Origin of the sequence: Bradyrhizobium erythrophlei (genome assembly GCF_900129505.1) — a bacterium.
Lineage (GTDB): Bacteria > Pseudomonadota > Alphaproteobacteria > Rhizobiales > Xanthobacteraceae > Bradyrhizobium > Bradyrhizobium erythrophlei_D.
In genome coordinates, this window is the sequence record NZ_LT670818.1 from 7,221,346 (window position 1) to 7,233,475 (window position 12,130).

Here is a 12,130-nt window from a genome sequence, read left to right on the forward strand (position 1 = left end):
GCCGACAACTAGTCGGAAGATAGTAATACACCCCACCCATCCAATGTCCGAGGTCTATAGCTCGGGACACGTCGTCTTGGCGATTTCTTTCACTTCCATCCTCATCGTCCCCTCACCAAGCGTGACTCAGAAGGAAATCATGCACACGCCGATTGAACTCGTCGGGTTCGGTCTGCGCATAGGCGTGCCCGCCACGCGGCACCAGCTCTGCCTGCGGGATCAGCTCGGCCACGCTCGATTTCGCGCTGCGCCTCATGGGTGGCCGTCCAGGCACTCACAATGGCAGGGTGCCGGAGCATTCTAAAATCGAGCGATGTCCGTTGCTAGGGCAACCCGGAAGACCTATGCTCAGCTTAAGTATTTCGCAGTTTGCCCCACAGCGGACCTCGCTAAAGCTTGCTCGACATGTGCGTAGCTGAGCCAGCACGTACACTTCATCGTAAGCCTCCAGGGAAGGCCGTCCGGCGGGTCTTTAGCCGGTCTGCGATAAGCGCGCCGGAAACCAGCAGCGTGTCATTCCTAGCCCGACCTATTCGTGAGATTGCGGTTTTTGGTCGGATTGATGCGGCCGCCCATCTCCTCTGACGAGGCGCACAGGATCGCCTTCGGCTTTTCACCGCTTGACGACCCGTACTTTGCAACGCGCTTGAGGGATGGGTTGGGCGAACGGGGGCAGACGCCCCGGCGGTCAAGGACCGAGCGGCAGCAGCGCGCCCGGCAAGCAGCGGATCAGGTCGGCCTCGGGACATGCCGCGGCGAACGCAAGGCGAGAATATTGTTGAAGGCTGACGTCGCGGACGGCGGTGAAGGCTGGAGTGACAGCCGGATCATCAAGGCTTTGGACACCAGCGTTTCGATGGTTTATCGGGTGCGGAAGCAACTAGCCGAGGAAGGCTTCGAGGCTGTGTTGAGCCGCAAGCAGCGGGCGACGCCGGCGGTTGCGCGAATTTTTGACGGCGAGAAGGAAGCCAAGCTGGTTGCCCTGGCCTGTTCCAAGCCTCCTAAGGGACGGGTCCGCTGGACCCTTCGGTTGCTGGAGAACAAGGTCGTGGAACTCGGCATCGTCGATCGCGCCAGCGACTCAACGATCGGGCGCGCGCTTAAAAAAACATCCTCCAGCCCCATCGCCGACAGTGCTGGGTTATCCCGCCGAAGGCGAACGGCGCGTTCGTAGCCGCGATGGAAGACGTGCTGGCCGTCTACACGCGGCCACACGATCCCGATCATCCGCTGGTATGCCTGGACGAGACCTCGAAGCAACTCACGGCCGAAACGCGCATGCCGATCCTGATGAAAGTGGGTCGCCCGGCCCGCTTCGATTACGAGTACGAGCGCAAAGGCACCGCCAATCTGTTCATGATGTTTGCTCCGTTGGAAGACTGGCGCCATGTCGAGGTGACAGATCGTCATGCCGCCGTCGATTATGCTCAGGTCCTGAACGATTTGGCCGACGTTCACTTTGCCAGCGCCAGGACCATCGTGCTGGTCCAGGACAATCTCAGCGTCCGAAGCAAGGCGCCTGGTCGAACGCTTCGAATAGCACTACACTCCAAAACATGGGAGCTGGCTTAATCTGGCCGAGTCCGAACTCGGCGTTCTAACCAAACAGTGCCTGGATCGCCGTATTCCCGACAAACAAACCCTCACCGACGAAATCGCCGCATGGCAGCACGACCGAAACACAAGCCACACCAAAGCGGACTGGCAATTCACGACCAGAAATGCTCGCATCAAACTCAAGCATCTATACCCGTCAATCTGAATGAATCGGCCGACTAGGATCATAAAGCTGTTTCCAAGATTCATCATTGAATGCCTTCGACAAGGTCGCGAAGACGGAGCATTGAAAGAGGCTGTTTGGCAGTGGTGTCAACGAGGAATAACTGCATGTCGTCGGGTCCTTGCTGTCTTCGCGTAAGATGCAAAACGCTTTGATGCACTATCTCAACTCGTTCGACCTTTTTGGCAATCCGCGATCACGATACTGCTTCGCACTCCGAGTCAGGATGGCCGAGAAATTGTCGTAAAGTCTGCGAGCGGCAGAGCCGAAGGGGTCCAGACGCGGAGCGACGACTTCATTTAGCCGCGCGGCTTCCTCTTTGCCAAGCGCACGTTCCAGGCTGCTCTTGTACTCAGGCACGGCCTCCCAGTCCGAGACGGTCGATGCGGTAATCTCGACGTGATATTGAAGACCGTAGGCATGTTCGCCCCAACGTATCGCCTGCGTCGGACAGGCAGCGTTCGCCGCCAGCACCTTTGCACCCTCGGGAAGATGCGCTATCTCGGCGCCATGCCACTGAAAGGTCTCCAGTTCTTTTTCGAACCCTCTGAACAATGGATCGGCCTGGCCATCCTCAGTCAGTTGCACCGACGAGAGGCCGACTTCCGGTGCCGCCATCAGGCGGACCTTTCCGCCCAATGCTTCCGCCAACAATTGGTGGCCCAGGCAGATACCGAGATATGGTCTTCCAAGATCCTTCACCCATCGACGAATCGCAGCCTTTTCGGCGAAGAGCCATGGATGAAGGTCTTCCTGCCAGACATCCATCGGTCCGCCCATGACGACCAACAGATCGAAGTCCTCGAGCGGCGGAATACGATCTCCTTCGTTCGATTCCACGGCGTGCCAGCTATCGCCGCTCTTCGTCCAAAAATCGCGAAATATGCCTGGGTGCTCCACCGATAGATGTTGGAAGACGAGATTGCGCATGTTTGTCCTCGATTTTACTGGGCCAATCTTTTCGCGGGGGTCGGAGAAAGCCGGATACCGATATACCGGCGTCTAAGATCAGAGGCCCGCCAGTCGGCTACCGACCGACCCGCCTCACGGATGCGGACAAGGAACGATCACGGTACGTCTCGCAGATAACTGAGCCGCGAGACCTTCGAGCGCAGCGCGCACGTAGTAGACTCCGATGATTTCTCGGTTAATGACGTCCGCACGATGACGCCTCGGCGTTGAGTTTGGGTAACGATCTCTTTTGCTCCGGGTCTCAAGAACGCTTCGCGCCCAGACATCCTGCTTTAGCCTAGCTAGTTTGACGACAAGCGCGCTATCGCGAGTGTGATTGAACGCCCTAAAGCCGTTAGTTCATGCTTTGAAGCAAGAAGTCAGCGCACCGTTCGCCTATGAGAATCGACACGGCATTGGTATTGCCGCTGACAAGTCGGGGCATAATCGAGGCATCCGCGACCCTGAGCTTCGAGACGCCATTCACGCGGAGCCGTGTATCGACAACAGCGGTTGCATCGGAACCCATTCGGCAGGTTCCGGATACGTGACTAATCGGCCTTACGTATTTGCGCACGAACCCTTCAGGATCGCGCGCATCCTCCTCTCCGGTCGCTGTCGGATAGACTTCTTGGCTAACGATTTTTTCGAACGAAGGCGCTTTGATCAAATTGCGAGTGAAAGTTGTACCACGGATCAATGTCTCTACGTCTTCCGAGTGGCTAAGAGTTCCGCCATCAAAGTAAATTGGCGCGTCGGGATCCGCGCTTACAATCTTAACCTCGCCGCGTGAGAGTGGTCGCAGGAGGCACACGCAAATGGTGATACCGTGGCCGGATGGGGCAGGCCATTCGTCGGAGCCAAATAAAGAAGGAAACATAATGAGCTGGATGTCGGGACGGCCGCTTTTCAGAGTATCCACGTATGCTCCCGCCCCCCAGATACTCGAAGCGAGAAGGCCGTCACGGAACAAGATGTATTGAAGGCCGTGCTTGAGCGCCGCGAGGCCTTTATTTTGGCCGAGCAAGCTGATCGATTCCTTGAGTCTGCAGTGGATCGGAACCTCGACGTGGTTTTGGAAATTCTGGCCAACTTCGGGAGCGTCGTGGACCACAGCAACGCCTTTTTCCTTAAGGAGTTTAGTCGGTCCAATACCGGATAGTTGCAGGATCTTCGGTGAAGCCAGAGCACCGGCGGCCAAAATCACCTCACGACCGGCGTGCACTTGGCTAATTTTGCCAGAGCTTGACCGATATTCAACGCCGACGACCTCGCTGTCCTCCGTGATAAGGCGGAGAACGCGGCAGTCGGTAAGCACCGTCAAATTCGACATATTCTTCCTTGGCGCAAGAAACGCCACGGCGGTGCTGCTCCGCCGACCCTTAAACGCCGTGCATTGAAAGAGGCCTACGCCCTCTTGCGTCGCCCCGTTGAAGTCGTGGTTATAAGGCAGACCAATCTCTTGGCCGGCCTTGATGAAGGCGAGATCTGTTGGCAGAGCGTGCCACGCGTTGCCAACTTTGAGCGGACCATTGGTGCCATGATAAGGTTCTGAGAACGACGCATTACTCTCCGACTTTTTGAACGCCGGGAGAACATCGTCCCAACCCCACCCGTCACAGCCGAGCTCTCGCCATCCATCATAGTCCTCCGCAGAGCCGCGGAGGTAAATCATGGCATTGACGGAACTCCCCCCGCCCAGAACGTTTGCTTGAGGAACGAAGAGTGGTCTGGAATTAGCATGGCTTTGCGGTGTTGTTTTATAGGACACAACCCGTTTGGTGCCGAATAAGCGAAAGAATGCCCCGGGCATGTGGATGAATGGCGTGTTGTCCCCGCTGCCCGCCTCAAGCAGTAGGACCTGGAGGCCCGCCTCTGCCAGCCGGCCAGCAATGACCGACCCAGCCGATCCACCGCCAACAACGACAAATTCGTACGACGATTTCGCTTCTCGGCTCATGGGCAATCCGCGGCTCCTGAATTGGCTCCTCAGAGAAGCCGTGAAGATCGACTGTCTCTGCAAACCATCCCCTGCCACGGACGTGCCCTGTACTTTAGGCAGCAGATCGTGACGTCTTGACCGGTCTAGGCTAGTGAGGATTTTTCGAAACTGACAGAGCCACTTCGGACAACGGGGCAGGACTGGTTGGGCAGGTATCGGGGCCATCGCTAGGAGCGCAATTGGCTCTTCCGGGAGACGACTACAGATAGTGACCACGAAAGTGAACCAAAGGCGCGAGCGTGGGATTGTCCGACAATCCGACCACTCGTCCCAAGAGAATTTCCGTTTCAAATCTCGTAATTGCCTCGATCAGTTCGCAATCAACGGCAGCCACGGCGCGTTCGAGGATCGGTGCTCCCGTGACCAGCTTGGTCCAAGCGACTGTTTTAAACCGATCGGATCCGCTTATTTTTGTCTTTCCTCCAAAAATGTCAGCAAGTTCAATAAGATCATCGGGAACAAAGTTCAGCGCAAAATGCCGAGCATCTAGGATTGCTGGAAGGGCAGACGTAGGTTTACTCACGCTCACCATCATAGTCGGTGGGTCCGCGCAAAGATGGGTAGCCGATAAGCCAAGAAAGCCCGCCGGTCCATGTTCGGAGCACGCGGTGACAATAGTGCTGCCTGACGCTCGCTGACCAACAGATTGCCAGAATGCCCTTTGATCAATCATATCGACCCATCCCTCTCGGGTGATATCGGAGTTTGGTAAGGTCAGACTGACGCGGGCGTGAAGCGAACATTTCAGTGTCGCTGGCTTAAAAAGAACTTTAGCACCGTCTCATTGAATTCATCCGGTTCCGTCTGGGCATAGGCATGACCCCCGCGAGGCACGAGCATCAGTTTCGCGTGTGGAATGAGGTTGGCATATTCACGAGAAAAGTAACTTGGGGTCAGGACGTCATCCTCGCAGCAGACAACGAGAGTTGGAAGATTTAATCTGCCAAGCTCTTTGCGGCGATCGAACTTAAGTATGGCATCAAGCCGACTACCTTGAACTTTGGCATCGCCGAGTTGCTTCGATGTTGAAAGCTCAAGTTCACGCAATTTTGCGTCGTTGCCGTTTATCCAGTAAGGCGGATAGAGCAGCAACGTGGTGTACTTCGCGTAGGCGAGCAAGCCGAGATGTGATAATAAGTGGAGGCGTAAATCGAAAATGCGTTGCCTGTAGGTATCGCCGCACGTTGTGCTTGCGTAGATCACGAGAGATGAGATGCGATCGGGATAGTCTAGAGCGGTAGCGACGCCGATCGCGCCGCCTGTCGAGTGGCCAAGATAAGCCGCGCGCTCGATGCCGGCGGCATCGAGGATAGCGATCAGATCCGCCGACATCTCCTCAACAGACTCGACCTCGACGCGAGAGGAACGACCCGTTCCGCGCTGATCAAACGCGAGAACAGTGAAATGTTTTGCTAAGGCAGGGATATTGGCGTGCCAGAATGTTGCTGTTCCTCCTAGTCCCGCTGCGAGCACAAGCGGCGGTCCCGAACCGTCAACATACCAGTGCAGACGAGCACCGTTCCTCACTGTCTCTGGCATTATCGCTTACGCCTTCCTAGAAACTTTCATATGCGCTGTACCAGTTTGTATCCTTCGAGGGACCTGGGCCCGCCTCGTTTGATCCGTCATATGTCAGTTCGATCAAGACCCCGTTTGGGTCACGGACGAACAGCTGCCACAGTTGAGTTCCGGGCGGGATGTTTTGCCGCCATGGCTTGCCGGCGGCCATCAGTTTTTGACGCATTTCTTGGAATCCCGCGCCGCCGATAGCGACGTGATCGATTGCTCCACCGCCGGTCGGAACGACACCATTGACATTCAGGGCAGATTCGCCGCCATACAGATGAATAAGGATTCCGCCTGCCGGCGGCGGAGTGGCGAGCCAAGCGCCCGGGAAATCGAAGGCGGGGCGATCGACCTCAGTCATGCCAAGCACGTCACGATAAAATTCCACAGTCGCCGGCACGTCTGCGGTTTTGAGCGAGATGTGCAAGATGTTCTGCAATGAAGGCGTCGTGGCCGTGGTGGATTCGAGTCTCATCGGGTCACCCCTTGTGATTCCGGGATTAGTCGCGAAAATCGAGCCTTGCCGGTCGCTTTCGCTAGGACATCTTCAAGAAATTGAAGTCGATCCTGCCCCCAGTACATTTCCTTTTCAAAGAAATAGAACGGGGAGCCGAAGACGCCCCGGTCCTGCGCCTCCTGTGTATTGCGATCAAACTGTGCAATCGCATCTTGGCTCTTAGCGGCCTCTATCAGACGAGTTCCATCAAAGCCTAAGCCATCCACGATCTTGATCAGAGTGCGCTCGTCTGAAATGTCCTGCTCAAGTGCCCAGATCGCACGCAAAAAGGCGTTCGCCAAAAGGCCTGTCTCGTAGCCGAGCCCCTTGGATGCGATGAGAGCGCATGATGCAAGCTCATCGCTAATCGGATAGTGCTTTGGGAAGAGCTTAACGGGTATCCCGAGATACTCTGACCACCGCTTCAGCTCGACCAGTCGATAATCCTGCCGTTGCTGGGATCGCTTCTGCAAGAGGATCCCACCCGTTCCGGCATAAATTGCGGCAAGGCGCATGGGTTTGTGGTTGATGCGGACGCCGTAACTGCGTCCGAGTCGCTCCAGACGCACGCCTCCCATGTAGGCCCAATCGGACAACACGGAAAAAAAGTAATCGATCTCCATCGCGGGTTCTCTCACTTTAGGTGCGGCGCTCTTAAAGACGCACCGCACCGGCTCATCAGGCTTAAACGAAACAGCGGCTAGGCGAGAGCCGTCGCGGCCTCGGCTTTCATCAGCCCAGCGTTCTCGAGCAGCGCCTGCAGATATCTCCGATCAGCGGCATTGAGCATACGTAGCGGCCGCCGTGTCTGACCGACCGAGCGCCCCAGTAAATCGCAGGCTGTGTGCGCTACTCGAATATAACCCTTGACGCCCATATATTCGCAAATGGGAAACATCGGTTGAAAGTATTCGCGCATGGCTTCGATGTTCTTTTCATCGTGGCCGATCCGGAAGAGTTCGACACACCGACGCGGCATGATATTGCAACTACCCGCGAACCAGCCATCCGCACCGGCCGCAATGGCTTCAGGTGTGCAGGCATCATTGCCGTTCAGAACCGTGATCTGACGGTTTGTCAGCTGCCGGATAGCCGAGATGCGACTCATATCGCCCGAGCTCTCTTTGACAAAACCGACATTATCGATCTCAGCAATTCGAGCAATGAGGGCAGGTCTCATGTCGACCGCCGTGGTTCCGGGGTTATTATAGATTCCGACGGGGATCTTAACAGCACCTGCTATGGCTCGGTAATGTTCGTAAAGCTCATCTTCCGTAGCGCGCCAATAATTGATCGGAACAACAAGAACACCATCGGCGCCGTTATCTTCGGAGAATTTCGACAGTCGGATGGCTTCAGCCGTCGACATTGCGCCGGTGCCCGGCAAAACCGGCACACGCCCAGCCGTGTGCTTTACTGCCTTCAAAATAACCGCTCGGCGCTCGTCTTCGGTAAATGAGCCAATACCACCCGTGCTGCCGAAGACTGTGATTCCAGCGACACCGGATGCGATCTGGTGATCGATGACGCGCGCAAGGCAAGCGTCATCGATCTCTTCACCATCGCTTTTTGTCGGGGTTACGACGAATGCAAACACTCCCTGAAACTTCTTCGCTGCGGCCTTCATTTTTTCTCCTCACTAACCAGCTGCTGAGCTTGTCTAAATGTCGCGATAAGCGGGCGAAAGTGCCGCTTCAAACAACGGGATAGGACCGCTTGGATGGATGTGGACGGCGTGCGATTTGCTGGGCCAGCTTAATATGCGGCTCAGCTCGGCGGCCGCGAGGCCAAACCCTTGGCACGATACTTGCAGTAAATGTCTATCTTCCCTGACGGTTGCGTTGGTACAGAAATGCTTGACGAAGATTCAAAGGAAACGGCGCTGAAAGGTCGCAGTAAGCGCGCGAGTCTGGCCGTTCTCAGTGACTTTGTACTCAATCCGCAGGCGCCTATTCCTTTGTGGCAACAGCTTTATCAGCAGCTGCGTGACGCGATGATATCGCGCCGACTACCGCCGGGCACTCAATTGCGGGCAACCCGTATTCTTGCACAGGAGCTCGGCTGCTCACGCAACACTGTTTTGGGTGCATTCGAACAGCTCATTGCTGAGGGCTATCTTGAAGGAAGAATTGGATCCGGCACATACGTGGCTAATATTTTGCCAGATGACGTAATGTGTGCCGACGACGCGTCGGCGGGTCAATCATCGCGGGCAGCGCGAAGGAGTCACTGTACTTTAGGACTGTCGCAGCGTGGCAGTCAGCTGGCGCAGATGATCCAAGATCGTGTGCCTTACAAGGCTTTTGCGCCTTGCCGACCGGACGTCTCACTGTTCCCGTTTGAGATTTGGGAGAAACTCGCGCGCGTTTGGGGGGCACCATCCCAGTCGCTTTTGACGCAGGCAGACCCATGTGGATATTGGCCTCTGCGCGAGACAATCTGCACGTATCTCCGCGCCGCGCGGATGATTGAATGTAAGCCTGAGCAAGTTATCATAACAGGAGGCGCGCAAAACGGTGTCGACATGGCCGCGCGCTTGCTCCTGGATCCTGGAGATGCCGTGTGGGTCGAGGATCCTGGGTATCCTGGCTTGCAGGCGGCGTTCTGTGCTGCCGATACCACTGTGGTGCCGGTTCCCGTGGACCAGGAGGGATTGTCGATCGCTGAGGGAAAAGCGACCGGCCAGGTCCCTCGAATGATAGCAGTCGCTCCCTCACACCAGTACCCGCTTGGCGTGACCATGTCATTGCAACGCCGGTTGGAGCTGCTCTCGTTTGCAGCGGAGGTCGATAGTTGGATTATTGAGGACGATTACGATAACGAATTTCGGTATGAGGGCCGGCCTTTGGCGGCGCTCAGGAGCCTCGATAGTGATGACCGGGTCATCTATGTCGGGACGTTCTCAAAGGTTTTATTTCCCTCGTTACGGCTTGGATACTTAGTCGTGCCTTCGCGGATTTCCGAGCGTTTTGCGCAAGCGCGGGTCGGCATCGACGTGCAACCGTCGCTTCTGTCACAGCCTATTGTGGATTCCTTTATCCGCGAAGGTTATTTTTTCTCGCACGTGCGGCGTATGCGGACCATCTATCGCGATCGTCAAGCTGTGCTTGTGGATGCTGCCGAGAAGAATTTATCCGGCCTTCTTCACGTTCATCCTGATGCCTCAGGCCTTCATCTCCTGGGACGCTTTACACCGGAAGTAAGTGCTCGTCTTGACGATGCGTCTGCCTCGCGCCGCGCCGCGGACTCTCGCATTTTTGCTCCGCCCTTATCGAGCTTTTATGCGGATCGTCGCGATCGCGGCGCGCTTGTTCTGGGTTACGCCGCAGTTGATGAAAGATCGATCATTTCTGCGACGCAAGCACTTTCGCGAGCACTACGCCTCTAGAGTGCGGTCGATTTATTGTTGATCTAGCTGTCCATCGGATCGTCCGGGAACGCGCCGGAGCGATGTGCAGCGATCGAACTACCCTGCCAATCGAGGTCTTCGCACCGCGTTCAGACGGATGTTGGTTGAGACTTCGCGAGCACTTCGTGGAAATTGGTGACATACGTACGTCCGTGATAGAGCAACGGGACACCGCCGCCAAATCGAACGGCTTCGACGGCACCGAAGATAATATTGTGAGAGGCGAGCTCTTTCACCTCGATCGTTCGGCAATCGAACGCAATCACGGCTGAGGTGAGAACCGGCGATCCACTTTTCAGGGTCATCCAGTCCCCAGTTGCAAATCGCTCGTCGAGGTGAAGGCCAGTGCGGCTCGCGAAAATGTCCGCAAGCTTCGTCTCGTTGGGGCCGATCGTGTTCACGCAAAAAGCGCCATTTTGCGAGAATAATGGCGCACTGTTACTTCGCTTATTGACGCAAACCAGCAACATAGCTGGATCGTCGGAAACCGAACACACAGCAGTCGCTGTAAAGCCGGTCTTACCGGCTGGTCCGGCCGACGTAACAATGTGTACGGCGGCTGTCAGGTGGCTCATCGATTCACGAAATAGCGCGGGTTCAATGTACGACAATATCCCGCTCTTTCGATCATCCGGCATCGTAGCGTCCGTGTTTGCTCGCGCGACCCATGCCAGACCTAGATCTGTTTGCTTGATCGGCATCGCGAAGTACGAGTTGCGCGCGGCACAAGTCAGGCACTCTTTTTGGTGAGCCGGACGTCGTTGCCGAGTAGAGCAGCATCGACCAGCGGAATAACGTTTTCTCCGAACTTTTTGACGTCGCGGCCCCAATTCGGAAAGACCATTGCCGCGCCGCCGAGACCTTGGGCGTGCAGTTCACAGAACCGATCGGCGACAGTCTTATAGGAGCCCACGATCGGCAGAACTCCCATGAAGGCGTCGGCTCTATGGCGCTGAGCGGACGATCCAGTTGCGTCGGCCTGTCCGAGGCGACGCCACGTCTCGACTGCTTCGACATCGACAGTCTCGTTGATATGGTCGAGCACAGCTTCGGCCTTGGCATCAGTTTCCTCTGCAATTACAACGAGCAGTGCGTAACTGCGGACGCTCCTGCCGACTTGGCGCGCGAAGGTTTGCGTTCGTGTGCTGAGATCGAGCGTTGTAAGTTCGGCATTGGGCATGATGAAATTGTAGTCGGCCCATAGAGCCGCTGCTTTCATGCCGGCGTCTGACTGCCCGGCCCCACACAAGGGAATCGATCGCTTAGGCAGGGGCTGACAAATGCAATCGTCCAGATTGAAATACTTGCCTTTATGGGTCAAACGGCCCTTCTCCCATAGCCCGCGCAGCACTTCCACGTATTCGACTGCGTATTCATACCGGTAGCGGTAGTAATCGTCGCCTGGCCATAAACCCATGGGGGCATATTCCATCTTGTTCCAGCCGGCAACGATATTCAGGATCAGCCGCCCGTTGCTGATGCCATCGATGGTTGCGGCCATGCGTGCGCAAACGCCGGGGTGCAGAAGGGGCAACGAGACGGAGGCGATGAGTTCGATCCTCTTGGTCGAGGCCGCAATGCCGCTCATCAATGTCAACGATTCCGTGGCGTAGTCCCACAGTTCCGTCTTGCCTCCGTAACCACGCCATTTAGTTTGGGCCAAAGCGAATGAATACCCGGTGTTTTCGGCATCTACACAAGCATCGCGGTTAAGCTCGAAAGTGGGCATGTATTGGTACTCGGGCGCCGTGGACGCGATCATCCCATTATTTGTAACTGGCAAGAACATTCCAAAATCGAATTTATCAACCACGTCTCGAACTCCTTCCGTCCAGCATCCTCCGTTTAGTCCGGAGGAAAGCAGTTCTTTCGATAACGCCAATCTAGATTTCTGGCTTTGTAGAACGAAAGGTCCATTCCGGCGAG

General features: G+C 56.1%; 14 protein-coding genes. 3 read left to right on the top strand and 11 right to left on the bottom strand.

Annotated elements, in window-relative coordinates; translation table 11 throughout:
- Positions 1-112: 112 nt before the first annotated feature.
- Complete coding sequence (locus B5525_RS48005) at positions 113-232, bottom strand: alpha/beta fold hydrolase (RefSeq protein ID WP_425305227.1); 120 nt, start codon at positions 230-232, stop codon at positions 113-115.
- 546 nt (positions 233-778) lie between these two features.
- On the opposite strand from B5525_RS48005, the gene B5525_RS44800 reads away from it, so the two are divergent.
- Together B5525_RS44800 and B5525_RS33855 are read left to right on the top strand one after the other, a co-directional pair.
- Entirely contained in the window at positions 779-1,174 is a 396-nt protein-coding gene (locus B5525_RS44800; RefSeq protein ID WP_172899784.1) for a helix-turn-helix domain-containing protein, read from the top strand.
- 5 nt (positions 1,175-1,179) lie between these two features.
- Positions 1,180-1,572, top strand: coding sequence for a transposase (locus B5525_RS33855; protein ID WP_154073604.1), 393 nt, complete (start codon positions 1,180-1,182; stop codon positions 1,570-1,572).
- 25 nt (positions 1,573-1,597) lie between these two features.
- Here B5525_RS33855 and B5525_RS44805 read toward each other — a convergent pair whose 3' ends face one another.
- The 8 genes from B5525_RS44805 to B5525_RS33890 all read right to left on the bottom strand — a co-directional run bounded on the left by B5525_RS44805 (position 1,598) and on the right by B5525_RS33890 (position 8,422).
- Positions 1,598-1,744, bottom strand: coding sequence for a hypothetical protein (locus B5525_RS44805; protein ID WP_154073605.1), 147 nt, complete (start codon positions 1,742-1,744; stop codon positions 1,598-1,600).
- 195 nt (positions 1,745-1,939) lie between these two features.
- A complete protein-coding gene (locus tag B5525_RS33860; RefSeq protein WP_079570162.1) occupies positions 1,940-2,710 on the bottom strand; it encodes a type 1 glutamine amidotransferase in 771 nt (256 codons plus the stop codon).
- A 376-nt stretch (positions 2,711-3,086) separates the two neighbouring features.
- On the bottom strand, positions 3,087-4,691 hold the full coding sequence (locus B5525_RS33865) for a GMC family oxidoreductase (protein WP_079570164.1): 1,605 nt from the start codon (positions 4,689-4,691) through the stop codon (positions 3,087-3,089).
- A 241-nt stretch (positions 4,692-4,932) separates the two neighbouring features.
- Positions 4,933-5,406: a flavin reductase family protein gene (locus tag B5525_RS33870; RefSeq protein WP_079570165.1), complete on the bottom strand. Its 474-nt coding sequence runs from the start codon at positions 5,404-5,406 to the stop codon at positions 4,933-4,935.
- 71 nt (positions 5,407-5,477) lie between these two features.
- Positions 5,478-6,272: an alpha/beta fold hydrolase gene (locus tag B5525_RS33875; protein WP_079570167.1), complete on the bottom strand. Its 795-nt coding sequence runs from the start codon at positions 6,270-6,272 to the stop codon at positions 5,478-5,480.
- 16 nt (positions 6,273-6,288) lie between these two features.
- Positions 6,289-6,774, bottom strand: coding sequence for a VOC family protein (locus tag B5525_RS33880; RefSeq protein ID WP_079570169.1), 486 nt, complete (start codon positions 6,772-6,774; stop codon positions 6,289-6,291).
- Positions 6,771-7,418, bottom strand: a complete 648-nt coding sequence (locus B5525_RS33885; protein WP_079570171.1) for a 2-hydroxychromene-2-carboxylate isomerase — start codon at positions 7,416-7,418, stop codon at positions 6,771-6,773. The genes B5525_RS33880 and B5525_RS33885 overlap by 4 nt, the downstream gene beginning before the upstream one ends.
- 77 nt (positions 7,419-7,495) lie before the next feature.
- Positions 7,496-8,422: a dihydrodipicolinate synthase family protein gene (locus B5525_RS33890; RefSeq protein WP_079570173.1), complete on the bottom strand. Its 927-nt coding sequence runs from the start codon at positions 8,420-8,422 to the stop codon at positions 7,496-7,498.
- Positions 8,423-8,647: 225 nt separating this feature from the next.
- Here B5525_RS33890 and B5525_RS33895 point away from each other — a divergent pair, with 225 nt between their 5' ends.
- Complete coding sequence (locus B5525_RS33895; protein ID WP_079570174.1) at positions 8,648-10,183, top strand: PLP-dependent aminotransferase family protein; 1,536 nt, start codon at positions 8,648-8,650, stop codon at positions 10,181-10,183.
- Between the two features lie 110 nt (positions 10,184-10,293).
- Here the strand turns inward: B5525_RS33895 and B5525_RS33900 are convergent, their stop codons facing one another.
- Both B5525_RS33900 and B5525_RS33905 read right to left on the bottom strand, forming a co-directional pair.
- Positions 10,294-10,842, bottom strand: coding sequence for a flavin reductase (locus B5525_RS33900; RefSeq protein WP_079574144.1), 549 nt, complete (start codon positions 10,840-10,842; stop codon positions 10,294-10,296).
- Between the two features lie 92 nt (positions 10,843-10,934).
- A complete protein-coding gene (locus B5525_RS33905) occupies positions 10,935-12,017 on the bottom strand; it encodes an LLM class flavin-dependent oxidoreductase (RefSeq protein ID WP_154073606.1) in 1,083 nt (360 codons plus the stop codon).
- Between the last annotated feature and the right edge of the window lie 113 nt (positions 12,018-12,130).

Bases quoted from the DNA above. Each gene is read 5' to 3' on its own strand.
- B5525_RS33855 (WP_154073604.1), top strand. From the start codon at position 1,180: ATGGAAGACGTGCTGGCCGTCTACACGCGGCCACACGATCCCGATCAT.
- B5525_RS44805 (WP_154073605.1), bottom strand. From the start codon at position 1,744: ATGCTTGAGTTTGATGCGAGCATTTCTGGTCGTGAATTGCCAGTCCGC.
- B5525_RS33860 (WP_079570162.1), bottom strand. From the start codon at position 2,710: ATGCGCAATCTCGTCTTCCAACATCTATCGGTGGAGCACCCAGGCATA.
- B5525_RS33865 (WP_079570164.1), bottom strand. From the start codon at position 4,691: ATGAGCCGAGAAGCGAAATCGTCGTACGAATTTGTCGTTGTTGGCGGT.
- B5525_RS33870 (WP_079570165.1), bottom strand. From the start codon at position 5,406: ATGATTGATCAAAGGGCATTCTGGCAATCTGTTGGTCAGCGAGCGTCA.
- B5525_RS33875 (WP_079570167.1), bottom strand. From the start codon at position 6,272: ATGCCAGAGACAGTGAGGAACGGTGCTCGTCTGCACTGGTATGTTGAC.
- B5525_RS33880 (WP_079570169.1), bottom strand. From the start codon at position 6,774: ATGAGACTCGAATCCACCACGGCCACGACGCCTTCATTGCAGAACATC.
- B5525_RS33885 (WP_079570171.1), bottom strand. From the start codon at position 7,418: ATGGAGATCGATTACTTTTTTTCCGTGTTGTCCGATTGGGCCTACATG.
- B5525_RS33890 (WP_079570173.1), bottom strand. From the start codon at position 8,422: ATGAAGGCCGCAGCGAAGAAGTTTCAGGGAGTGTTTGCATTCGTCGTA.
- B5525_RS33895 (WP_079570174.1), top strand. From the start codon at position 8,648: ATGCTTGACGAAGATTCAAAGGAAACGGCGCTGAAAGGTCGCAGTAAG.
- B5525_RS33900 (WP_079574144.1), bottom strand. From the start codon at position 10,842: ATGCCGGATGATCGAAAGAGCGGGATATTGTCGTACATTGAACCCGCG.